This is a genomic window from Myroides oncorhynchi, assembly GCF_020905415.1.
Lineage (GTDB): Bacteria > Bacteroidota > Bacteroidia > Flavobacteriales > Flavobacteriaceae > Flavobacterium > Flavobacterium oncorhynchi_A.
On record NZ_JAJJMP010000001.1, the window covers coordinates 885,301 to 907,882 of the forward strand.

25 protein-coding genes and 1 riboswitch are annotated in these 22,582 nt (G+C 34.8%); of the genes, 18 read left to right on the forward strand and 7 right to left on the reverse strand.

Annotated features, from left to right (window positions below):
* Position 1: 1 nt before the first annotated feature.
* On the reverse strand, positions 2 to 745 hold the full coding sequence (locus tag LNQ81_RS03910; RefSeq protein WP_229944868.1) for a hypothetical protein: 744 nt from the start codon (positions 743 to 745) through the stop codon (positions 2 to 4).
* A 91-nt stretch (positions 746 to 836) separates the two neighbouring features.
* Between LNQ81_RS03910 and pepE the strand changes: the two genes are divergently transcribed.
* The 16 genes from pepE (at position 837) to LNQ81_RS03990 (ending at position 14,846) form a co-directional block, all read left to right on the forward strand.
* Positions 837 to 1,544, forward strand: coding sequence for a dipeptidase PepE (gene pepE / locus LNQ81_RS03915; protein WP_229944869.1), 708 nt, complete (start codon positions 837 to 839; stop codon positions 1,542 to 1,544).
* 543 nt (positions 1,545 to 2,087) lie between these two features.
* Entirely contained in the window at positions 2,088 to 2,543 is a 456-nt protein-coding gene (gene rplM, locus LNQ81_RS03920; protein ID WP_229944870.1) for a 50S ribosomal protein L13, read from the forward strand.
* Positions 2,543 to 2,929: a 30S ribosomal protein S9 gene (gene rpsI, locus LNQ81_RS03925; protein ID WP_229944871.1), complete on the forward strand. Its 387-nt coding sequence runs from the start codon at positions 2,543 to 2,545 to the stop codon at positions 2,927 to 2,929. Before rplM ends, rpsI begins: the two co-directional genes overlap by 1 nt.
* Before the next feature lie 141 nt (positions 2,930 to 3,070).
* Positions 3,071 to 3,811, forward strand: coding sequence for a 30S ribosomal protein S2 (rpsB, locus tag LNQ81_RS03930; protein ID WP_229944872.1), 741 nt, complete (start codon positions 3,071 to 3,073; stop codon positions 3,809 to 3,811).
* Positions 3,812 to 3,913: 102 nt separating this feature from the next.
* Positions 3,914 to 4,879, forward strand: a complete 966-nt coding sequence (tsf, locus tag LNQ81_RS03935) for a translation elongation factor Ts (protein WP_229944873.1) — start codon at positions 3,914 to 3,916, stop codon at positions 4,877 to 4,879.
* 89 nt (positions 4,880 to 4,968) lie between these two features.
* Positions 4,969 to 6,138, forward strand: a complete 1,170-nt coding sequence (locus LNQ81_RS03940; RefSeq protein WP_229944874.1) for a dicarboxylate/amino acid:cation symporter — start codon at positions 4,969 to 4,971, stop codon at positions 6,136 to 6,138.
* 71 nt (positions 6,139 to 6,209) lie between these two features.
* Positions 6,210 to 6,689: a methyltransferase gene (locus LNQ81_RS03945; RefSeq protein WP_229949230.1), complete on the forward strand. Its 480-nt coding sequence runs from the start codon at positions 6,210 to 6,212 to the stop codon at positions 6,687 to 6,689.
* Positions 6,690 to 6,870: 181 nt separating this feature from the next.
* Positions 6,871 to 7,968, forward strand: coding sequence for an ISAs1 family transposase (locus LNQ81_RS03950; RefSeq protein ID WP_229944875.1), 1,098 nt, complete (start codon positions 6,871 to 6,873; stop codon positions 7,966 to 7,968).
* Positions 7,969 to 8,030: 62 nt separating this feature from the next.
* A riboswitch (TPP riboswitch) is annotated at positions 8,031 to 8,130 on the forward strand.
* A 64-nt stretch (positions 8,131 to 8,194) separates the two neighbouring features.
* Complete coding sequence (thiS, locus tag LNQ81_RS03955) at positions 8,195 to 8,401, forward strand: sulfur carrier protein ThiS (RefSeq protein ID WP_229944876.1); 207 nt, start codon at positions 8,195 to 8,197, stop codon at positions 8,399 to 8,401.
* 44 nt (positions 8,402 to 8,445) lie between these two features.
* Positions 8,446 to 10,260 (forward strand): phosphomethylpyrimidine synthase ThiC, encoded by a 1,815-nt coding sequence (thiC, locus tag LNQ81_RS03960; protein ID WP_229944877.1) that lies wholly within the window; start codon positions 8,446 to 8,448, stop codon positions 10,258 to 10,260.
* A 12-nt stretch (positions 10,261 to 10,272) separates the two neighbouring features.
* The gene (locus LNQ81_RS03965; RefSeq protein WP_229944878.1) at positions 10,273 to 10,905 is read left to right on the forward strand and encodes a thiamine phosphate synthase; all 633 of its coding nucleotides are present in this window, start codon (positions 10,273 to 10,275) and stop codon (positions 10,903 to 10,905) included.
* Positions 10,872 to 11,627 (forward strand): hydroxymethylpyrimidine/phosphomethylpyrimidine kinase, encoded by a 756-nt coding sequence (locus LNQ81_RS03970; protein ID WP_229944879.1) that lies wholly within the window; start codon positions 10,872 to 10,874, stop codon positions 11,625 to 11,627. The genes LNQ81_RS03965 and LNQ81_RS03970 overlap by 34 nt, the downstream gene beginning before the upstream one ends.
* Positions 11,617 to 12,237 (forward strand): thiamine phosphate synthase, encoded by a 621-nt coding sequence (locus LNQ81_RS03975; RefSeq protein WP_229944880.1) that lies wholly within the window; start codon positions 11,617 to 11,619, stop codon positions 12,235 to 12,237. The genes LNQ81_RS03970 and LNQ81_RS03975 overlap by 11 nt, the downstream gene beginning before the upstream one ends.
* Complete coding sequence (locus tag LNQ81_RS03980; RefSeq protein ID WP_229944881.1) at positions 12,234 to 13,010, forward strand: thiazole synthase; 777 nt, start codon at positions 12,234 to 12,236, stop codon at positions 13,008 to 13,010. The genes LNQ81_RS03975 and LNQ81_RS03980 overlap by 4 nt, the downstream gene beginning before the upstream one ends.
* A 3-nt stretch (positions 13,011 to 13,013) precedes the next feature.
* A complete protein-coding gene (gene thiH / locus LNQ81_RS03985) occupies positions 13,014 to 14,123 on the forward strand; it encodes a 2-iminoacetate synthase ThiH (RefSeq protein WP_229944882.1) in 1,110 nt (369 codons plus the stop codon).
* 15 nt (positions 14,124 to 14,138) lie between these two features.
* Entirely contained in the window at positions 14,139 to 14,846 is a 708-nt protein-coding gene (locus LNQ81_RS03990) for a HesA/MoeB/ThiF family protein (protein ID WP_229944883.1), read from the forward strand.
* Here the strand turns inward: LNQ81_RS03990 and aat are convergent, their stop codons facing one another.
* The 3 genes from aat to LNQ81_RS04005 are packed head-to-tail and all read right to left on the reverse strand — an operon-like array spanning position 14,847 to position 17,114.
* Positions 14,847 to 15,491, reverse strand: coding sequence for a leucyl/phenylalanyl-tRNA--protein transferase (gene aat, locus LNQ81_RS03995; RefSeq protein ID WP_229944884.1), 645 nt, complete (start codon positions 15,489 to 15,491; stop codon positions 14,847 to 14,849).
* A gap of 53 nt (positions 15,492 to 15,544) precedes the next feature.
* Positions 15,545 to 16,216: a DUF3127 domain-containing protein gene (locus tag LNQ81_RS04000; RefSeq protein WP_229944885.1), complete on the reverse strand. Its 672-nt coding sequence runs from the start codon at positions 16,214 to 16,216 to the stop codon at positions 15,545 to 15,547.
* 25 nt (positions 16,217 to 16,241) lie between these two features.
* A complete protein-coding gene (locus LNQ81_RS04005) occupies positions 16,242 to 17,114 on the reverse strand; it encodes a flavin reductase family protein (RefSeq protein WP_229944886.1) in 873 nt (290 codons plus the stop codon).
* A 134-nt stretch (positions 17,115 to 17,248) separates the two neighbouring features.
* Between LNQ81_RS04005 and LNQ81_RS04010 the strand changes: the two genes are divergently transcribed.
* Positions 17,249 to 18,400 carry a sensor histidine kinase gene (locus LNQ81_RS04010; protein ID WP_229944887.1) on the forward strand — a complete coding sequence of 384 codons (1,152 nt, stop codon included), beginning with the start codon at positions 17,249 to 17,251 and terminating at the stop codon, positions 18,398 to 18,400.
* Positions 18,401 to 18,437: 37 nt separating this feature from the next.
* Here LNQ81_RS04010 and LNQ81_RS04015 read toward each other — a convergent pair whose 3' ends face one another.
* Positions 18,438 to 18,827, reverse strand: a complete 390-nt coding sequence (locus LNQ81_RS04015) for an HIT family protein (RefSeq protein ID WP_229944888.1) — start codon at positions 18,825 to 18,827, stop codon at positions 18,438 to 18,440.
* Between the two features lie 15 nt (positions 18,828 to 18,842).
* Positions 18,843 to 19,322: a transcription elongation factor GreA gene (greA, locus tag LNQ81_RS04020; protein ID WP_229944889.1), complete on the reverse strand. Its 480-nt coding sequence runs from the start codon at positions 19,320 to 19,322 to the stop codon at positions 18,843 to 18,845.
* A 312-nt stretch (positions 19,323 to 19,634) separates the two neighbouring features.
* Here greA and LNQ81_RS04025 point away from each other — a divergent pair, with 312 nt between their 5' ends.
* The gene (locus tag LNQ81_RS04025; RefSeq protein ID WP_229944890.1) at positions 19,635 to 20,090 is read left to right on the forward strand and encodes a Rieske (2Fe-2S) protein; all 456 of its coding nucleotides are present in this window, start codon (positions 19,635 to 19,637) and stop codon (positions 20,088 to 20,090) included.
* Positions 20,091 to 20,341: 251 nt separating this feature from the next.
* Here the strand turns inward: LNQ81_RS04025 and LNQ81_RS04030 are convergent, their stop codons facing one another.
* The gene (locus LNQ81_RS04030) at positions 20,342 to 22,483 is read right to left on the reverse strand and encodes a TonB-dependent receptor (protein ID WP_229944891.1); all 2,142 of its coding nucleotides are present in this window, start codon (positions 22,481 to 22,483) and stop codon (positions 20,342 to 20,344) included.
* Between the last annotated feature and the right edge of the window lie 99 nt (positions 22,484 to 22,582).

Consider the following 22,582-nt stretch of genomic DNA (forward strand, 5'->3'; position numbering starts at 1 on the left):
ATCAATTCTCTTCTTTGCTAATCAGTTCCATAAATTCAAAAACCACAGGGGTTAAGCTTATTTCTAGATATTTTACATCTACTATTTTTGCATTTAATATATCTTTAATATCCTGTTTTGCTACTGCATAATACACAAACGTTTCGACATAATCAAGAGGTATCCTGTAATGCCTCTCAAGACGTTCAGCACTAACAGCATTTAAAAACTTATCTATTCTAAATCCTTCCCGTTCATAAGACAACGCTTTTTTAAGCATACCGGTTCTACCTGTAAAATAGTTAACAATAGGATCTACAGGAATGAATCCTCCTCCTGTTGTAGCTTTTTTTAATTGGCGTTCTGCAGGAGTGTGTCTTCTTGTATATTTATTTGTGATCCCCAAAGCGTCACTATCGATCTTCGTAATCACGATTTCATCTAAACTATTCATCGTAAATATAGGCTCTAAAGGAAAGAGAACGGGATTAAGCTTTACATCTAATTCATTAATAACATAGGTGTATTCAATATAGTTAGAGCTAATAAATTTTAGTGTATCAAGAACTTGGCATTCAATAGTAAAATAGCCTTTCTTATCAGATAGAACCGAAGTCTCTTTCGTTACATTAGCAATAACGATTCCATCTAAATTGCCATTGCGAGTAACTAGCTTACCGTTTAATATATTTTTTTTATCCTGTGCTAAACTATTGGTACATATCAATAGTGTAACTAGACATAATAGTCTAAAATAGTGAGTCATTATAGTGTTTTGTTTAGTTAGGTGAACATTTGCTAGATAAAAAACAAATGTTATATCTAAACGACTTATTTTTACAAAAATTATCATCTATATGAAGAATCTAATCATAGCTAGTACATCTACTATATACAATGGTACTTATTTAGAATATCTTTTACCTACCCTAAAAGAACATTTTAAAGAGGTCTCTACACTCCTATTTATACCTTATGCTCGTCCTAGTGGTATAACTCATGATCAGTACACAGATAAAGTACGCAAAGCATTTGCTACAATAAATATAAAAGTAAAAGGAATTCACGAATATGAAAACCCAATAGAAGCTGTGCACCAGGCAGAAGGCATATTCACTGGAGGAGGCAATACATTCTTACTAGTTCAACAGCTCTATAGAACAAATGTTTTAGATGCTGTAAAAGAAGTGGTACATAATGGAACTCCCTATCTAGGATGTAGTGCAGGTAGTAATATATGCGGGTTGACAATGGAAACAACTAACGATATGCCTATCGTATACCCTCCATCATTTAAGACATTTGGTTTTGTCTCTTTTAACCTTAACCCACACTATTTAGACCCTATCGATGGATCTACACACATGGGAGAAACAAGAGAGACACGTATCAACGAATTTCACGCGTTTAACACTCAGCCAGTATTAGGACTTAGAGAAGGCAGTTGGTTAGAAGTCAAAGGTGATTCAATAAAACTAAGAGGTGAACTAAGTGCTCGTATCTTTGAGCAAAACAAATCTGCTTATGAAGTAGAAACTAATGCTGACCTAAGCAAATTAAACTAAATAGAGAATCACTTTGTTAATCAGATACTGAATCTAACGAAATGGTGTTATTCTCACTACATAACAGACCCTAATACTATATGCATAAATCCTAGTATTAGGGTTTGTCTATTTAAACAAAAAAAAATTGCCATTCTCTCCATTATCCTATCTTTCTTAACTGTATACCTAGAACTTACAGAATCATTGCTTGCTCTTAGTGTCCATATTAAAGCATGAAACAAACCAAAGAATATGAATCCTTACTAAAAAAGGCACTATACACATTCCTAAAACACCCACAAAAAACATCACAATATATTAAATATCAACATATTATATGTAACATATAAAACAAAAAACTACTTCCCTATAATCTTGAAAAACACTTTTAAAAAAACACATATATCTAGGCAGAGAAGAATACCGATACGATTGTTAGTCAAACAATTGAGCGCCAATATTTTCGAAAAAAGAAAGTAGAAATTTGTAAAGTACAGAATTAATTGTACTTTTGCACTCCCTTAATTGGGAATGGAATGTTTAATTAAATACAAATTTATTGTGGAAAGTTTAAGCTACAAGACAGTATCGGCTAACAAAGCAACTGCTCAAAAAGAGTGGTTAATTGTTGACGCTGAAGGTCAAAATTTGGGACGTCTTGCTTCAAAAGTTGCAGTACTTTTAAGAGGTAAACACAAAACAAATTACACACCGCACGTAGACTGTGGAGACAACGTAATCGTTATCAACGCAGAAAAAATCAACCTAACTGGTAACAAATTAGATGACAAGACTTACATCCGTCATACTGGTTACCCAGGAGGTCAAAGATCATTAACTGCTAAAGTAATGCAACAAAAAAATCCTGCATTATTAGTTGAGAAAGCAGTAAAAGGAATGTTGCCTAAAAACAAATTAGGAGCACAATTATTCCGTAACCTAAATGTTAATGTAGGTTCTGAGCACAAACATGAAGCTCAACAACCTAAGGCCGTTAATTTAAACGAAATTAAGTAATGGGAGTTATTCACAAAATCGGTAGAAGAAAAACCGCTGTTGCTCGTGTTTATGTTTCTGAAGGAACAGGAAACATCACAGTTAACAAAAAAGATTTTAAAATTTATTTCCCAACTGGTACATTACAGTACAAAGTATTACAGCCTCTTACAATGACTGAGAACGCTGAGAACTTTGACATCAAAGTAAATGTATACGGTGGAGGAACAACAGGACAAGCAGAAGCAGTGCGTATGGCTATCGCTAGAGCAATGTGTGAACTTGATGTTGAGAACAGAGGTGTTCTTAAACCAGAAGGATTATTGACTCGTGACCCTCGTATGGTTGAGCGTAAGAAATTTGGTCAGAAGAAAGCTCGTAAGAGATTCCAATTCTCTAAACGTTAATATTTATTTATTATTAAAAATCTGGGTTTTTGTTGCCCCACTTACAACATGCTGTAAGAGGTAGTTTAGCATCTAAATAATTGAGACCAATTTATTGCTACTCGATTATTGCTAAAGTAACAGAACGTAAACTATTAGAAAATGGCAAACAAAGTAGAAGTAAAAGATTTACTAGAAGCAGGTGTTCATTTTGGACACATGACTAGAAAATGGGATCCAAACATGGCTCCTTATATCTATATGGAGCGTAATGGTATTCACATTATCAATCTATATAAAACTGCAGCTAAAATAGAAGAAGCTAATGAAGCTTTGAAAAAGATCGCTGCATCAGGAAGAAAAATTCTTTTCGTTGCAACTAAAAAGCAAGCGAAAGACATCGTAGCTGAAAAAGCAGCTGCGGCTAACATGCCTTACATCACTGAAAGATGGCCTGGTGGTATGTTAACAAACTTCGTTACTATTCGTAAAGCTGTTAAAAAAATGGCATCAATCGATAGAATGAAAAAAGACGGTACATTTATGACTCTTTCTAAGAAAGAGCGTTTACAAGTTGAACGTCTTCGTGCAAAATTAGAGAAAAACTTAGGTTCTATTGCTGACATGACTCGTCTACCAGCAGCTCTATTTGTTGTAGATATTAAAGCTGAACACATTGCGATAAAAGAAGCTCAAAAATTAAACATTCCGATCTTCGCTATGGTTGATACAAACTCTGACCCACGTCAAGTTGATTTTGTTATACCAGCAAACGATGATGCTTCTAAATCAATCGATAGAATTTTATCATTAGTGACTTCTGCTATTATCGAAGGTAATGCAGAAAGAAAGTCTGAAAAAGAAGAAGCTACTAAAGTAGAAGCTCCTGCTGCTAACGCATAATTTTTTAACAATATCATAAAGTCGTTATGCTGATAGTTGTCTACATTTGTATACACTGTCGATAACGACTTTTTTTTATTAACTCATTAATACTCTTTTAAAATGGCAAATATTACTGCTGCAGAAGTAAATAAACTAAGACAACAAACAGGTGCCGGAATGATGGACTGTAAAAAAGCTTTAGTTGAAGCTGAAGGAGATTTCGATAAAGCTATCGAAGTTCTACGTAAAAAAGGACAAAAAGTTGCTGCTAACCGTTCTGACCGTGAGTCAAGCGAGGGGGCTGCTGTAGCTTTAGTTAATGCAGACAAAACTAGAGGTGTAGTTCTTACTTTAAACTGTGAAACTGACTTCGTAGGTAAAAACGAAGGATTCCAAGCTTTAGCAAAAGAATTAGCTGACAAAGCTATCAACTTTAACACTAAAGAAGAATTCTTAGCTTCACCATTTGATGCTACTATGACTGTAGCTGAAAAATGTATCGAGCAAACTGGAGTTATCGGTGAGAAAATCGAAATCGGAGCTTTCGAAGTATTAGAAGGTGCTTTTATCGGTTCTTACGTTCACGGAAACAAGATTGCTGCTATCACTGCTTTATCAGAAGCAGTAGCTAAAGCTGACGAAATTGCTAAAGACGTTTCTATGCAAGTTGCTTCTATGGGTGCTGATACTCTATCTTACAAAGATTTTGATACAGAATTCGTAGCTAAAGAAACTGAAGCTCGTATCGCTGTTATCGTTAAAGAAAATGAAGAGTTAGTACGTTTAGGTAAAACACTTAAAAATGTACCTCAATATATTTCTTACGCTCAACTTACTGAAGAAGTATTAAAACAAGCGGAAGAAGATGCTAAAGCTGAATTAAAAGCTGAAGGTAAACCAGAAAACATTTGGGATAGAATCTTACCAGGTAAAATCCAACGTTTTATCAGTGACAACACTACTTTAGATCAAGAGAAAGCATTATTAGACCAAAACTTTATCAAAGATGAGTCTAAAAAAGTTTCTGACTATGTGAAAGGTTTCAACGTTGAAATCACTGGATTCAAAAGAGCTTCTTTAGGTTAATCATTTAACTTATTAAGAATATAATTAAAAGCCTCAGTTCATTCTGAGGCTTTTTTTATTACTTTTACCCAAACGCAACTAATTTTATTATGAAATTCTTAAAAAAGAATCTGCTAGTACAGATTATTATTGCTATCGCATTAGGTAGTGTGTTAGGTAATTTTCTACCTGAATCCATAGGTAGAATATTCAGCACTTTTAACAGTGTATTCGGAGGCTTCTTAGGCTTTGCTATTCCCCTTATCATCATAGGACTTATCGTTCCTGCTATTGGTAATATAGGCAAAAACGCAGGTAAACTACTTCTGATTACCACAGCTATTGCTTATGGATCTACCCTATTTGCTGGTTTTATTTCCTATGGAGTTAGTATGGCGACTTTTCCTTCTATCCTGAGAACAGAACAATTAGGAAACATAACCGAATCTACTAAAAGTTTAGCTCCTTATTTTAATATCGAAATGCCTCCTATGTTTGATGTAATGAGTGCATTAATCATATCATTCATGTTAGGTATAGGAATATCAAAAGGCAACTACAAGTATTTAGAAGGTGTTTTTAACGACTTTCAAGAAATCATAATGTCAGTCATCAATAAAGCTATAATTCCCTTCTTACCGCTCTTCATATTCGGTATATTTTTAAACATGACGTATAATGGTCAAGTATTCATCGTTCTTGATACATTTATAAAAATAATAGGGGTTATATTCTTGTTACATATCTTTGTATTAGTATTCCAATACGTTATTGCAGGAACTATCAGTAAACAAAACCCATTTAAACTAATGAAAAATATGCTACCTGCATATTTCACAGCCCTTGGTACCCAATCATCTGCGGCAACAATACCAGTGACGTTAGAACATACCTTAAAGAATGGTGTAGACCCTAAAATAGCAGGATTTGCCATACCTTTATGTGCTACTATTCACTTGGCGGGTAGTACCCTTAAGATAGTTGCATGTTCTATAGCTTTAATGTTAGTACAAGGACAAAATGTAGACTTTACATTAATGGTAGGTTTTATATTTATGCTAGGAATAGCGATGGTGGCAGCGCCTGGTGTACCTGGAGGGGCAATTATGGCTTCTTTAGGAGTACTTAGCTCTATCTTAGGTTTTGATACAGAACAACAGAGTTTAATGATTGCATTATATATTGCTATGGACAGTTTCGGTACAGCTTGTAACGTTATGGGAGATGGTGCTATTGCAATTATAGTTAATAAAATATCACACAAGCCAGTTACTGCTTAAACACAAGGCATTAACTTATTAAGAATACTATGTACGAAAAAACATATCCGAGTAAAAGATTTCGCAAGACAATGGAGTTTGTTAATAAACATATCCCAAAAGAATCAACAATATTAGATCTAGGAGTAGTAAATCCGCTCACCAAGATAATGCAAGAGGATGGATATAAAGTTTCGAATACTTCTGGGGAAGATTTAGATGAAGATCAGTCGACTCTAATCAACACAGAATATAATGTACTGACAGCATTCGAAATAGTTGAACATTTACTGAATCCATATACTATACTTAAATCGTGTAAGGCTCAAAAGATAGTGATATCAGTCCCTTTGAGACTATGGTTTAGTACGGCATATCGTAGTAAAACAGATATGCTAGACAGGCATTATCACGAGTTCGAACCTTGGCAATTAGACTGGCTTATAGAAAAAGCAGGATATAAAATATTAGATAGGAACAAGTGGACACACCCAATAAAAAAACTGGGAATACGACCTATGTTCAGATGGTTTACACCAAGATACTATATCATCTACGCTGAAAGAATATAAATAGAGAAACGCTGAGGAATTACCTCAGCGTTTTTTTATTATACAAGGTTAAATCTACAGGGCAAACGCATGATAATTTATAATCTATAAAGATAAAATAATTAGACAAAACGTTGTTTTATTTATTACTTTTAGCTATATTAATAACTGATTATCAGATTTTTATATAAAATTATAAGCAATGGAATTAGTGGATATTTTTAGCCAAATAGAAGACAAAAGAAGAGATTTAGGGAAGCAACATAAATTAAATGACATCCTTGTTATGTCAATAATTGCAGTGATTTGTGGGGCAGATTCTTATAATGAAATTGAAGATTATTGCAAAGCAAAAGAAGAATGGTTGACAAATGTACTTGACTTAAAAAGCGGTATTCCGTCTCATGACACTTTTAATAGAGTTCTGAGTTCTATTGATTATGAGAAGTTTGAGAATTGTTTTATTCAATGGGTTAGTGGTATTGTTAATCTTACCGTAGATAAAGAAATTATTAATATAGATGGCAAAACAGTTAGAGGAGCAAAGGAAAATGGAGGTAAATCACCCGTTCATTTAGTTAGTGCTTGGGCAAGTAAAAATAACTTAGTTTTAGGACAGGTGAAAACTAATGAAAAATCAAATGAAATAACGGCTATACCTGAATTAATAGAAAAACTATGTGTGGATAATAGCATTATTACCATTGATGCGATGGGTTGTCAAACAACTATTGTAGATAAAATTATCGACGCAAATGCAGATTATGTTATTGCTGTAAAATTAAATCAAGAACAGTTATATCAAGATATTGAAGACGAGTTTCGATTTGGAAAAGAAATACTGTCTGTTCAGACAGAAAATATAGACCACGGGCGTATAGAAACAAGGAAGTGTAGTGTCATAAAAGATTTTAAATTCATTGAAAGTGAAACTAAATGGACTGGAATACAATCTATTATTAAGATAGATAGTATTCGTGAATTTAAAAATTCGGATAAAGAAACACAATATGCTACACGTTACTACATTTCAAGTTTAGACTCAACACCTCATGATTTCAATCATATTATACGCTCACATTGGGGGATTGAAAACAAACTACATTGGGTTTTAGATGTTGTTTTTAGAGAAGATCAGAGTAGAAAAAGAACTAAAAATGCTGCAAACAACTTCGCTATATTACTAAAAATTGCACTAAATATTTTGAAGAATGATAAAGTTGCTAAACTTGGAATTAAAGGAAAAAGACTCAAAGCGGGGTGGGACAATAACTATCTAATGCAATTAATAAATTTATGATGCGTTTGCCCTGGTTAAATCTACCCCTAATTTGCACAGTTCAAAAAAAGACCTATATTTGCCTCAAGCTTTAGGGGTGTCTACATAACATTGTAGACTGAGACTTCACCCTTGGAACCTGATCTAGTTAATACTAGCGTAGGGAAAAGTAAGATGACTTCATTAGATAGGTACGTTCGTACCCTATTGTAGCCATTCCTAAAGTTATATATCAAAACGAAAAGGAATGGAACTAAAAATCAACAATCAACAAGTACAATTTGACACGGATACCTTAAGTATTCAAGTTATGTTGGATATTTATCATCCACTTAAGCAAAAAGGGGTAGCAGTAGCAGTGAACCAAACTGTTATAGCTAAAACCCAATGGTCTACTCATCACTTATCTTCTAGTGATGATATCTTAATTATCACTGCTACTCAAGGTGGTTGATTCCATTCGTTAAAAGAACTAATAACACTTAAAACTAAAAGACAATGGAACAACACAGTATCTCGCAAACCCCTTTCCCAAACTCAAAAAAAGTATATATCAAAGGAGATATTTTTCCGATAGAAGTAGCAATGAGAGAAATATCTCTTAGCAATACTAAGCTATCTAACGGCGGTACAGAAGAGAATCCATCTGTAACCGTATACGATACATCAGGTCCTTATACAGATCCCAATATCACGATAGATATACGCAAAGGTATTCCACGTCTACGCGAAGAATGGATACTAAATAGAGAGGATGTGAATACATTATCTTCTATCACATCAGAATATGGTAAAGCTAGATTAGCAGATGAAAAATTAGATCACTTGCGCTTTGAATTTAGACACAATCCTAAGGTTGCTAATAAGGGAATTAATGTTACACAACTACATTATGCTAAAAAAGGAATCATAACTCCTGAAATGGAATACGTAGCTATAAGAGAAAACCAAAGAATAGAACAGTTAAACAAGGCTAGCTCAGCAATGAAACAACAACATCAAGGTCATAGCTTTGGTGCCAATACTCCAAAAAACTTTATTACACCAGAGTTCGTCAGAGAAGAAATTGCTAGTGGACGTGCTATCATCCCTAATAATATTAATCACCCTGAAAGTGAACCTATGATTATAGGCCGTAACTTCTTAGTGAAGATCAATGCTAATATCGGAAATAGCGCTGTTACCTCATCGATAGAAGAAGAAGTAGAAAAAGCGGTATGGGCATGTCGCTGGGGAGCGGATACGATTATGGACTTATCAACAGGTAAGAATATTCACGAGACAAGAGAGTGGATTATACGCAACTCTCCAGTACCTATTGGAACAGTACCTATCTACCAAGCCTTAGAAAAAGTAAAAGGAATAGCTGAAGATTTGACGTGGGAGATCTTTAGAGATACACTGATTGAGCAAGCAGAACAGGGAGTTTCTTACTTCACCATTCACGCTGGAGTATTACTACGCTATATACACTTAACTGCTAATAGAGTGACGGGTATTGTATCCCGTGGAGGCTCTATTATGGCTAAGTGGTGTTTATTCCATCACAAAGAAAATTTCTTATATACTCACTTTGAAGAGATATGTGAGATTATGAAGCAATACGATATAGCATTCTCTTTAGGTGATGGACTAAGACCAGGCTCTATCGCAGATGCTAATGATGCAGCTCAATTTGCAGAGTTAGAGACACTAGGTGAACTAACTAAAATTGCGTGGAAACACGATGTACAAGTCATCATAGAAGGCCCCGGGCATGTACCTATGCACATGATTAAGGAGAATATGGAAAAGCAATTACGCGACTGTGGAGAAGCACCTTTCTATACTTTAGGCCCTTTGACTACAGATATAGCACCAGGTTATGATCATATCACCTCAGCTATCGGAGCGGCTATGATAGGATGGTACGGAACTGCAATGCTATGTTATGTAACACCAAAAGAACACTTAGGTCTTCCTAACAAAAAAGACGTTAAAGATGGAGTGATTACCTACAAACTAGCTGCTCATGCAGCTGACTTAGCGAAAGGACACCCTGGAGCGCAATACAGAGATAATGCGCTGAGTAAAGCACGCTTTGAATTTAGATGGGAAGATCAATTCAACTTATCCCTAGATCCTGATACAGCAAGGGAGTTTCACGATGAGACACTCCCTGCTGATGGTGCTAAAGTAGCTCACTTCTGTTCTATGTGTGGACCTAAATTCTGTTCTATGAAAATATCACAAGAGATTAGGGACTCCGCAGAACAAGGAATGCGCGAAAAGTCAGAAGAATTTATAGAACTAGGAAAAGAAATATACCTATAAAAGCAAAAAGAGATGGTAGTCATAACCTATCCTACTCCTATAGAAAATGAGACAAGCCTTATCAACAAAATGTTTGAGAAAGGCTTGCCTCTACTTCATGTTCGCAAACCGAGTATGTCATTTGAAGAACTTGTAAAGTGGGTAAATAATATTGATAATTACTATCATCAGTACTTAGTTATACACATGCCAACAATAGTTATTAACAACAATAAACACTGTTTTGAACAATATAAAGCACTTATCAACAAGATAAACAGTACTTATACGCACTTATCAACAACCAATTGTTTACATGTTAATAACTATAATAAAGAATTACCTAAGTTATCAACATCTGTTCACTGTATAAGTGAAGTTAATAAGTTATCAACAAGTATAAACAGAGCATTCATAAGTCCTATCTATCCTAGTATATCTAAGAAAGGTTACACTTCAGACATAGATTGGACAAAAGAATTAGAGCAAAGAACCAACAACAGAGTAACCTTAGTTGCCCTTGGAGGAATTACTCCTTTTCACATCAAATCTATTCATTCAATGGGGTTTGATGATTATGCCTTATTAGGAACAATATGGGAAGCTAAGCAACCCTTAAAACAATTTGAATTATGTCAACATTACGACCAATTGCATTGGCAATAGCTGGCTTTGACCCTACTAGTGGCGCTGGAGTTATGGCAGATATCAAAACATTTGAACTTCATCAAGTATACCCAATGGCAATATTATCTGCTAATACGATACAGACTGAAGATCACTTTATTCATGTAAAATGGCAGGAGGCAGAATATACTATCAGTCAATTGTCAACGATATTAGAGAATTATTCTATATCAGTAGTAAAAATAGGCATTGTCAAAGACCTAGATACATTCAAATTATATATTGATACTATTAAAGGTTTATCTCCTATAACTAAAATTATTTGGGATCCAGTACTGCGCTCATCTAGTGGATTTGACTTTCAGACTATTCAGCTAGCAGATTCCTTAGTTACTGTGTTACAACAGATAGATCTTATCACCCCCAACTATTTAGAAATACATCAATTAGTCACTACAAATGACGATGCTCTTCAAAAGGCACTGGCATTAAGCCAATACTGTGATGTACTGCTAAAAGGGGGACATAACCCCAATGCGTTAGGCTTTGACTACTACGTAAGTAAAGAGGTTATACAAACTATACCTCCTACTCAACTATCAGATTATCCTAAACACGGTTCTGGTTGTGTATTATCTTCTGCTATAACATCCAATATCGCTAAAGGGTATAACACACTGACCGCTATTCAAAAGGCAAAAGCCTACATAGAAACATTCTTCAATTCTAACCATACACTACTCGGATATCATGCTAAATAAGATACAATACATCAGTCATGGAGATACTCCACAAGAACAACTATATCATATAGAAACTGTATTAGGAGCAGGACAACAGTGGATACAATATCGCTTCAAGAATACAACGAATACTACCTTATGGCAAACAGCAGAACAGGTCAAGAAACTTTGTGAACAATATCAAGCGACTCTTATCATTAATGATCATGTAGACTTAGCTAAAGCACTAGAGGCTGATGGTGTTCACTTAGGGCATACTGATTTAAGCATCACACAAGCCAAAGTCTATTTACCCAACAAAATTATAGGTGGTACAGCTAATACGATAGAGGATATCATACTTAGACATTCTGAAGGGTGTGATTACATTGGTCTAGGCCCATATCGATTTACTACAACTAAACAAAAGCTAAGCCCCATACTTGGAATAGCAGGTTATCAACAGTTATTAAAACAGATGCAACAACTTGCTATCAACATTCCTGTTGTTGCTATAGGTGGTATACAACTAGAAGATGTAGAAAATTTAAAACAAGCTGGACTATATGGTATAGCCATATCTAGTTTACTCCAAAATAGCACAGATAAAAGAACATTACTACAACAACTAAACAATATACTCAAATGAATATACAGCCACTTACAATAGCGGATAAGACCTTTCAATCACGCTTATTCTTAGGGACAGGTAAATACGGTTCTAACGCAGATATGGAAATAGCAACATTAGCATCTGAAAGCGAATTAGTAACAGTCGCATTGAAACGAATAGACACTACTACAAACACAGATGTCATACTCACTCATCTAGATCACCCCCATATCCATCTACTGCCTAATACTTCAGGAGCGAGAAATGCTAAAGAAGCAATCTTCGCAGCACAGCTAGCTAGAGAAGCATTAGAGACCAATTGGTTAAAACTAGAAATACACCCAGACCCAAAATACCTACTCCCCGATCCTATCGAAACCCTAAAAGCTACAGAAGAATTAACTAAGTTAGGATTTGTTGTACTCCCTTATATACACGCAGACCCTGTATTATGCAAGCGACTAGAAGAAGTAGGTACAGCAGCTGTTATGCCTTTAGGAGCACCTATTGGTACCAATAAAGGCTTAAAGACAATGGACTTCTTAGAAATTATCATAGAGAACAGTAAAGTTCCCGTTATTATTGATGCTGGTATTGGAGCTCCTTCTGATGCAGCTAAGGCTATGGAGATAGGTGCTGATGCTGTACTTGTTAATACTGCCATAGCAGTAGCTGGTAACCCAAAACAAATGGCAACTGCTTTTAAACTTGCTGTCCAAGCCGGTCGTCTAGCTTATGAAGCTAAACTACCGGCTATACTAAAGCGCGCTCAAGCTTCTAGTCCACTAACCGCATTTCTAACAGAGTAAACTATGTCCTTTATACAAACTTATGAACAATACGACTGGGAAGAGATTAAGAAAAAAATCTATGAAACAACCTCTGCTAAAGTAGAATACAGTCTCATAAAAAATAAAAAGACACTTACTGATTTCTTACATCTCATCTCTCCCGCTGCCGCTCCTTATTTAGAGCAAATGGCACAAATAAGTCAACAGCTTACGCAAAAGAGATTTGGCAAGACGATATCATTATACGCCCCTATGTACCTAAGTAATGAGTGTAATAATATTTGTACCTATTGTGGTTTTAGTGTAGATAATAATATTCGAAGAAAGACACTAACTCCAAAAGAAATAGAACAAGAAATTACTGCAGTAAAAACACAAGGCTATGATCATATCCTACTTGTCACTGGAGAAGCTAATCACGTAGTCAATATCAACTACTTCAAACAAAGTATAGAACAAATACAACAGTCTTTTTCTACCATCTCAATAGAGGTACAGCCCCTAAAGCAAGATGAATACGAACAGTTAGCTGATCTTGGTGTATATGCTGTACTAGTATATCAAGAGACCTATCATAAAGAAGTCTATAAACAATATCATCCTAAAGGGAAGAAATCTAACTTTGAATATAGACTAGACACCCCTGACAGAATAGGGAGAGCTGGCATACATAAAATAGGACTAGGTGTTCTCCTTGGACTAGAAGACTGGCGAGTAGATAGTTTCTTTAATGCGCTTCATATTGATTATTTACAAAAAACCTATTGGCAAACGAAGTATTCTGTATCATTCCCTAGATTAAGACCAGCAGAAGGTGTTATAGAACCGAACTTCATCATGGAAGATAGAGACCTCATACAACTATTATGTGCATACAGAATTTGGAATGAAGACCTAGAGATATCCATCTCTACCCGTGAGAGTAAAATCTTAAGAAACAATGTCTTCAAACTAGGAGCTACTACTATGAGTGCTGGCTCAAAAACCAATCCGGGAGGATATAGTGTAGCAGAGGACTCACTAGAGCAATTTGAGATTTGTGATACGAGAAGTACATCCGAAATCTATCACCTTATTAAAGAATCAGGATATGAACCTATATGGAAAGATTGGGATAAAGCCTATCAATAATTAAACAATTGTAATATGGATACAACAGATTTCTTACGATATAATAGACAGATGAATTTAGCTGAAATAGGTATAGATGGTCAAATGAAGATTAAACAAGCTAAAGTATTAGTCATCGGTGCTGGAGGATTAGGTTCTCCAGCATTGACCTACTTAGCATGTTGTGGCGTAGGTACATTAGCTGTCATAGATTATGACACCATAGAACATCACAATCTCCATCGACAAATACTATTCACAGAGATAGATATCAATAAAAATAAAACAACAATAGCTACACAAAGAATTAAAGAACTAAACCCTCATATACACTTTACTGCCTATAATGAGAAACTAACAAATGTAAACGCTATAGATATACTATCTCCTTATGACATCATAGTAGATGGCAGTGATAACTTTGATACTAGGTATTTAGTCAATGATGTAGGTGTAAGCTTAGATAAGACTATTATCTATGGAACTATATTCGGATTCGAAGGACAACTAAGTGTATTTAATTATAAAGGCTCACATAATCTGCGTAATCTATTCTCAGAACCACCTGCAGAAGAAGATGTCCCTAACTGTACTCTTAATGGGGTACTAGGAACATTTCCAGGTATTATAGGAACTATGATGGCACATGAAACACTTAAAGTCATCCTAACATTACCGGCTCTTAGTAATCAACTACTAATAATAAACACCTTAACATGGCAGGTAACAAAATTAAATTACTAATTACTTTTGAGGTAAATACTCCATAAAAACTTCTCTTGGTATTTCATAAGCACCTAAGGAGTCTAAATGACTATTATATACTTGACAATCTAGCAATTTATAATTCTTGCTTTCTAAATACTCACATAAATAAATAAAAGCGACTTTACTTGCATTAGGAACAGATGAAAACATACTTTCTCCACAAAAAACAGGTGCCATATCTACCCCATATAAGCCCCCTACTAATTCTCCATCTTGCCAGACTTCAACAGACTGAGCCAAACCTAGTTTATGTAAATTGCAATATGCTTCAATCATATCATCTGTAATCCAAGTTCCCAATTGTCCGTCGCGTTTAGCATTTTGACAATTGCTAATTACATCAGCAAAACAAGTATTGAAAGTAATTTTAAATTGTTCTTTTTTAAGTATACTACGCATACTTTTAGAAATATGTACTTCATCAGGTGCGAGCACCATACGCATATCAGGCGCCCACCAAGTAATAGGCTCTCCATCTTCAAACCATGGAAATATACCAGACTTATAGGCGAGTATAAGTCTATTAGCAGACAGGTCTCCGCCTATTGCTAATATACCTGATTCGTGCGCATTCTCCACTGATGGAAAATACAAGTAATTACTATCTATAGATGATATCATAATAGAAAAAAAAAGTCCCTAAGAATAGAATACTTAGGGACATATATACTATTTTAGAATGGTAAATCGTCGTGATCTTCTTCAGAATAACTTGAAGCAGGAGGAAACTGTTGTCCCATATTATTTTGTCCTTGGTTAAAACCTTGTTGTTGGTTTTGGTTAAAGCCTCCTTGTTGCTGCCCTTGAGTATTCTGAGCAAAACCTTGTTGTTGGTTTTGGTTAAAACCTCCTTGTTGTTGCCCTTGAGTATTCTGAGCAAAACCTTGTTGTTGGTTTTGATTAAAGCCTCCTTGTTGTTGCCCTTGAGTATTCTGAGCAAAACCTTGTTGTTGGTTTTGGTTAAAACCTCCTTGTTGAGACATACCAGTATTACCATATTGAGACTGCATATTATCTTGTTGCCCCATATATGGTTGTTGATTTTGCTCCATATTACCTCCTTGTTGAGCAGGCATCATGTGCTCTATTCTCCATCCTTGGATTGTATTAAAGTATCTAGTATCACCTTGTGGACTTTGCCACTCTCTTCCTCTCAAATTAATAGAAACTCTAACTTGTTCACCCACTTGATATGTATCTAATAAGTTTACTTTATCTTGAGTAAACTCTATCATAATATGCTGAGGATATTGCTCTTCTGTAGTTACTACAACTTCTCTCTTTCTGAATGATGAACTAATATCTTGTGTATGTCCAATTAACTTGATTCTTCCTGTAACTTCCATTTTAATCTCTATTTTTAATTACAATCTATTTGGCTAAAATTGTTTTCCAAGCCAAAGGTACATTATTTTCTTCTAAATATTTTTTTGCTAATTTAAATTTATTGATTTGATTATTAGATATCAATATTTCTTTTAACTCTTTATTTGAATTTGCAAAGCTTAGCACTTCCTCATCATTTGGCAAATGCTCAACGTTACCTAATATCCCCAAATCATTACCTGTGAATACATCACTTTCTATTGCTTCTATAGGTAACACATCTACTCCCAAACCAAGTGTAGTTAATGGCTTTTCTACTTCAAAAACACCTTCATTAGCACGTGTATACCAGTTCGCTCCCATACGTGCTACTAAATCTATCTTATGTTGATCTATTTGCCCATTTTCATCTAACACCTCTTCATTCACATGTATTTTTACAACTTCACAAATCACAAGATTTCCAGCACCTCCCTCTTGTCCAAGACCAATTACTTCTTGTACAACGCACTCATACTGTACAGGACTTTCTTTTACTCTAAATGGTTTGACTATATCTGATGGTACCATTGTCAATCCTGATTTAACAAACTCATTTACCCCATCCTTATACTCTGTGCTTGATAAAGAAGTCTGTTGAACCATATCATACGTCACCACGTTAATCACTACCTGAAGATTAGCCTGTACATTAAATAGGGTATGCTTATTAGAATTATCTCTCACACGTCTAGATGGAGAAAACACTAAAATAGGTGGATTAGTACTTACCATATTAAAGAAGCTAAACGGAGATAGATTTGGTCTACCATCAGCATCTATCGTACTTGCAAGAGCTATTGGACGTGGTCCTATAGACGTCTGCATCAGTCTCTGTAGCTCTACTACAGAGATATCATTTGGTTTTATAGATTTCATATATTCATTAAATTGAAGAAAAGTAAAGTTACAAAAGCTTTTAATAACGATAAAACTTTTAATACTTCATTAAACTAAAATCAATTCATTTATTTTAATTACTTTTAAATCTTGATATTAAACCAATTGTTATCTTGAGCAATAAGAAAGAAATATTCCGCTGGTCAGTTATCGCCGCCGCATTAATCACCTTATTAGTAATCCTTTGGAATACCTATTCTTTTTTTCAGACCTATAAAACTGAAGAGAGAACAAAGATGAAAATATGGGCAGAAGCACTGAATACCCTTGATATTGCTACATCTATTGAAGCAGATGTCTCTCTCCCCTTTTTAATTATGATGGAAAACAAAACGATTCCCATCATACAAACAGATGTAAATGACAATATATTATCTATTAACAATATAGACGAAAATATAGTCAATACGCCTGAGAAGAAACAAGCACTACTGCGCAGATTAAAATCACAAAATCCTCCTATTCTATTAAAAGTAGGTAAGCAAACACAATACGTATACTATGGCAACTCTTCTTTATTAACTAAACTAAAGTATTACCCTGTTACCCTAGTTCTAATATTTTTATTCTTCACTGTCTTATTATTTTATTTCTATCGCAGTAATAAAGTAGCTACTCAAAATAAACTATGGACAGGTATGGCGAAAGAGACTGCCCACCAGATAGGAACGCCTCTATCTTCTCTTCTAGGATGGATAGAAATTATGAGACTAGACAATGTGAATCCAGACACAATAGCAGAAATAGAAAAGGATGTAAAAAAACTGCAAATTATAGCAGATAGATTCTCTAAGATAGGTTCTATCCCTAAGCTTACTGATGTTGATATTATCTCTGAGACTCGTAAGACTTTTGATTACTTCTCTCTTAGAAACTCTAAGCAAATACTCTTTACGATGGATAGCCCAGACTATGAAATATTAATCCCTTTAAACAAAGAACTACATAGCTGGACGATAGAAAACCTTATCAAGAATGCTATAGATGCTATGAAAGGAAAAGGAAAGTTGGCTATACATATACAAGACACTCCTAAAGTGGTCAATATATTGATCACCGATGCAGGTAGTGGTATCCCAAAAAAAATGTTGAAGAAGATATTTGAGCCTGGATATACAACTAAAAAACGGGGATGGGGATTAGGACTATCCTTAACAAAAAGAATAGTAGAAGACTTCCAAAATGGAAAGATTAAAATTACTCAATCAGAAATAGGTAAAGGAACTACATTCTGTATTACGTATAACAAAAAGAGGTTGCACTAATACTAGGCAACCTCTTTACGTTATATATAATATAGTCTTATAAATGACTATTAATAGCCTTAGCAACTGCTTCAAACTCTTCTGGAGATAGCTTTTCCTTCTTAGTGAATCGCATATCATCCATCTCTTGAAGAGGAATTAGATGGACATGTACATGAGGCACTTCTAACCCCACTACAGCCATACCTACTCTCTTACAAGGCACTGCTAGCTCTAATGCTTTAGCTACTTTACGAGAGAACTTCATCAACTCTAGATATTGATCCTCTTCCATATCAAAAATCTTATTAATCTCCTCCTTAGGAATACATAATGTATGTCCCTTCGCATTAGGATTAATATCTAAAAATGCTAGAAAATTATCATCCTCTGCTACTTTATATGCAGGTATCTCTCCTGAAATGATCTTCGTGAAAATAGAACTCATAATCTATCTATGTTTTTAGTTATCTCTACTTATTTCTAATACCTCAAAAGCAATAGTACCATTAGGAACTTGTATCTCCGCAATATCACCTACAGATTTACCTAGCAACCCTCTACCAATAGGAGAAGTTACAGATATCTTACCTGCTTTTAGATCTGCTTCACTCTCTGCCACTAATGTGTAGGTAATCTCCATACCATTAGCTGTATTTTTAATTTTTACTTTTGATAATACTAAAGCCTTAGTAACATCTAACTGAGATTCATCTATTAGTCGAGCATTTGCTACAACTTCTTCTACCTTAGCTATCTTTAACTCTAATAATCCTTGTGCTTCCTTAGCTGCATCATATTCTGCATTTTCAGACAAGTCACCTTTATCCCTTGCATCAGCTATCGCTTGAGATGCTTTAGGACGCTCCACACTTTTCAACTGCTCTAATTCGTCTTTTAACTTCTTAAGACCTTCCGCAGTATAATACGAAATCTTGCTCATAATTAACTCGTTTATATAAAAACTTTAAATCCGTAACTACCATTTACTGCGAATTAATTCTACTTTACATAGCTTCAATTAGCTCTAAAACCACACTATAGTGTGCTTTAATCACTAATCTTGTTCTGTTTTGTATAATTTATTCTCGTTTAAACGTTCTTTACGGATTTAAGGTAAATAGAAAAAATCCCATAAAAACGGGATTCCTTACTATAAAGATATTTTTATTTTATTGTTAAATCAATAATTGATTGTTCTACTATATTTGTCAAATATAATTAATTAAATTTGTTTTTCAAACAGTTTATTAAAATGAAGAAATTATTTCTATTCCTTTTTACAATACTTATATCTGTCTCTTGTGGTAAAACTAATGGTAAATATACTAATCCATATTTACCTAGCCAAAGTGTAAACTTTAGTCTATACTTAAATGACCCTGCTGCGATAAACTTACTAAATCCTGGAGGTGTATATGTAGCTTATGGAGTCGGAAACAGCATAAGTGGTATAGCTATTTACAATGCAGGAGCACAGTATTTCGCTTATGAACTAACTTGTCCTAATCACAAACCAGAAGGATGCTCTGTACTAACTCGAAAAGATAATAAAGGCATATTTGTCTATTGTTCATGCAAACACAATCATGACGGAGTACAAGCTCAATTTAGCCTTATCAATGGACAATCTCTTACTCCAGGAGTACAGTACCAACTAAAACCGTATCCTGTAAGAAAACAAGGTGATTATTTACATATTAACTATTAAGCGACAGTTCTAATAATTATCTATTACTCTTTTATTCACAGAAGAATTAAATCGATTAATTACAACACCTCTAAAATCAAATAGTATTCCTCAACACCTCTTCAACATTTGTTCAAGAGTTCCCTATAAAAGAGTTCATTTATTGAAGAAATATTGAAAAAACCTTGAAGCAATCTTGAATGACAGGATTAGATATAAAAAAAGCTACTATCGTTAAAATAGTAGCTTTTCGTTTTATTATACTTCACTAATTAAAACTTAATGCTCAATCCCGCTAATATATTAAACTCTGCTTGTGGATAATAAGCAGCTCCCCATTCTGGGTCATAATATCCATTAGAGATATACTTCACATTAAATATATTGTTCGCTAGTACAGAAACTCCTACTGATCTAACCCATCCTTTTATTGGGAACTCATAAGAAGCACTTAGGTCATTGATAAAATAAGAATCAAGTTTTGATTCCTTAGCGTCTAGATTAGCCATATACTGCTCTCCTACAAACTTCGTCAGTAATGACACACTCATTCCTGATATAGGTAAATAGGTAATAGCATTAGATGCAATAAAGTCAGGTGAGAAGGCAATATTAGTAGTCCCTAGGTTAATAGGTTTATTATCTACCGTAGTCATAAAGTTTTTATTCTTATTTGCACTTATCGTTACACTAGGAGACCAATATAATTTCTCTAGCACACATACATTCGCATCTATCTCTAAACCTGCTCTATAACTATCCCCACTATTGGCTCTTAGCATTCCTCCTACATCATTAATTTCTCCTGTCAAGATCAATTGATCTTTATACTTCATATAGTACGCATTCACATTAATAGTAGCTCTATCTCCTCTGAATCTCCATCCTAATTCATAATCGTCCATACTCTCTGACTTCGGTTTTCCCTCACCCTCATAGTCCTTTCGGTTTGGTTCTCTATTACCCTTGGCATAAGACATATAAAACTGATTTTGACCATCTAGTTGGAAAGTAATTCCTCCTTTAGGATTAAAGAAGTTAAACTTATCATTGACTAACCCTGTCTCTATACCATTAGCTTCATAAGTTACTCTTCTATACTGCATATCTCCATATAGACTCCACTTATCAGCGAACTGCCAAGTCGCTTTAGCATAGAAATTAAGGTCTGTCTTCACTGCGTCATCTCTGTAATACTCATAGTTAGGGCTAAACTTTACTGGCTGTCTAGTCCATAGCACATTTCCGAAGTGATCCCCCTCATACTTATTCGCTCCTCCACCTACTATCACACTAAGTTTATCAGCTGTGTAATTAGTATTAAACACCATCCCATAGAAGTGATTATCTAGACTCTTCTGTCTTATCAAATCTGTCTTATTTACCTCCTTACCATCTACAGTAATAGGTTTAAATCCATAGCTTTTAAACTTTTGATTTTCTTTATAATTCTCATAGTATCCATCTCCTTTGGTATAATGTAAAGACACATTAGAAGACCAAGCTGATGACCACTGTTCACTCCAGTGCAATTGGTAATGTGTCTGGATATAATTATCTGTCTCATTATCGTAAAACTGTGTATTCCCTTGATCATCCTTATACTTCCCAGCAGGATTATAACGACGACCATACTTATCTATATCCGCTTGAGACACGCCATTCCAGGCTTGATACGTCTTTTGTTTCCCTCTGAATACCACAGCCTTTATTAATGAAGTCTCACCTACATACACTCCTTGTAAGTAGTAAGACTTCATGTTAGAAGACGCCCGGTCTATATATCCATCAGACTTCATATCGGATAGACGTCCAGCTATCTCAAATTTATCGTTGATTAGTCCAGTGCTAAACTTAACAGTAGACTTGCGTGTATTATAACTACCAAAAGAATTAGATACTTCTCCATTAGCTTCATGTGAGAAGTCATCTGTCTTTAGATTAAGACTAGCGCCGAATGCTGCTGATCCGTTAGTAGAAGTACCTACACCACGCTGCAACTGTAGATTCTGAACAGATGATGTAAAATCTGGCATATTAACCCAAAAAGAACCTTGTGACTCTCCATCATTATATGGAATCCCATTTAAGGTTACGTTGACACGTGTCGCATCTGACCCACGTACTCTGAAGCTAGAGTATCCTATCCCATTACCAGCATCAGTAGTAGTCACTACTGAAGTCATATAAGACATAATGGTAGGAATATCTTGTCCGAGATTGCGCTTTCCAATTTCACTCTTAGATAAGTTGGCATAAGCAATAGGCGTCTTCTCATCTGCACGAACAGCTGATAATACGATTTCGTTAAGTGTTGATTGTTGAACAGAATCTTTAACTTGTTTCTCTTGTGCATAGGTGGAACTTGCACAAACAGCAGTTACCAATAAAGATTGAAGTAATTTTTTTTTCATTCGTAAAAAAATATCTACAAATAAAAGGGGCAATTATTCTTATTAATTAATAATTACACTAGTCCATAACAGTTCTAGAGTGAACTGTATTTACTCCCT

Excerpts from the sequence above, each read along its gene's own strand:
- LNQ81_RS03910 (WP_229944868.1), bottom strand. The coding sequence starts at position 745 with ATGACTCACTATTTTAGACTATTATGTCTAGTTACACTATTGATATGT.
- pepE (WP_229944869.1), top strand. The coding sequence starts at position 837 with ATGAAGAATCTAATCATAGCTAGTACATCTACTATATACAATGGTACT.
- rpsI (WP_229944871.1), top strand. The coding sequence starts at position 2,543 with ATGGGAGTTATTCACAAAATCGGTAGAAGAAAAACCGCTGTTGCTCGT.
- rpsB (WP_229944872.1), top strand. The coding sequence starts at position 3,071 with ATGGCAAACAAAGTAGAAGTAAAAGATTTACTAGAAGCAGGTGTTCAT.
- tsf (WP_229944873.1), top strand. The coding sequence starts at position 3,914 with ATGGCAAATATTACTGCTGCAGAAGTAAATAAACTAAGACAACAAACA.
- LNQ81_RS03940 (WP_229944874.1), top strand. The coding sequence starts at position 4,969 with ATGAAATTCTTAAAAAAGAATCTGCTAGTACAGATTATTATTGCTATC.
- LNQ81_RS03945 (WP_229949230.1), top strand. The coding sequence starts at position 6,210 with ATGGAGTTTGTTAATAAACATATCCCAAAAGAATCAACAATATTAGAT.
- LNQ81_RS03950 (WP_229944875.1), top strand. The coding sequence starts at position 6,871 with ATGGAATTAGTGGATATTTTTAGCCAAATAGAAGACAAAAGAAGAGAT.
- thiS (WP_229944876.1), top strand. The coding sequence starts at position 8,195 with ATGGAACTAAAAATCAACAATCAACAAGTACAATTTGACACGGATACC.
- thiC (WP_229944877.1), top strand. The coding sequence starts at position 8,446 with ATGGAACAACACAGTATCTCGCAAACCCCTTTCCCAAACTCAAAAAAA.
- LNQ81_RS03965 (WP_229944878.1), top strand. The coding sequence starts at position 10,273 with ATGGTAGTCATAACCTATCCTACTCCTATAGAAAATGAGACAAGCCTT.
- LNQ81_RS03970 (WP_229944879.1), top strand. The coding sequence starts at position 10,872 with ATGTCAACATTACGACCAATTGCATTGGCAATAGCTGGCTTTGACCCT.
- LNQ81_RS03975 (WP_229944880.1), top strand. The coding sequence starts at position 11,617 with ATGCTAAATAAGATACAATACATCAGTCATGGAGATACTCCACAAGAA.
- LNQ81_RS03980 (WP_229944881.1), top strand. The coding sequence starts at position 12,234 with ATGAATATACAGCCACTTACAATAGCGGATAAGACCTTTCAATCACGC.
- thiH (WP_229944882.1), top strand. The coding sequence starts at position 13,014 with ATGTCCTTTATACAAACTTATGAACAATACGACTGGGAAGAGATTAAG.
- LNQ81_RS03990 (WP_229944883.1), top strand. The coding sequence starts at position 14,139 with ATGGATACAACAGATTTCTTACGATATAATAGACAGATGAATTTAGCT.
- aat (WP_229944884.1), bottom strand. The coding sequence starts at position 15,491 with ATGATATCATCTATAGATAGTAATTACTTGTATTTTCCATCAGTGGAG.
- LNQ81_RS04000 (WP_229944885.1), bottom strand. The coding sequence starts at position 16,216 with ATGGAAGTTACAGGAAGAATCAAGTTAATTGGACATACACAAGATATT.
- LNQ81_RS04005 (WP_229944886.1), bottom strand. The coding sequence starts at position 17,114 with ATGAAATCTATAAAACCAAATGATATCTCTGTAGTAGAGCTACAGAGA.
- LNQ81_RS04015 (WP_229944888.1), bottom strand. The coding sequence starts at position 18,827 with ATGAGTTCTATTTTCACGAAGATCATTTCAGGAGAGATACCTGCATAT.
- greA (WP_229944889.1), bottom strand. The coding sequence starts at position 19,322 with ATGAGCAAGATTTCGTATTATACTGCGGAAGGTCTTAAGAAGTTAAAA.
- LNQ81_RS04025 (WP_229944890.1), top strand. The coding sequence starts at position 19,635 with ATGAAGAAATTATTTCTATTCCTTTTTACAATACTTATATCTGTCTCT.
- LNQ81_RS04030 (WP_229944891.1), bottom strand. The coding sequence starts at position 22,483 with ATGAAAAAAAAATTACTTCAATCTTTATTGGTAACTGCTGTTTGTGCA.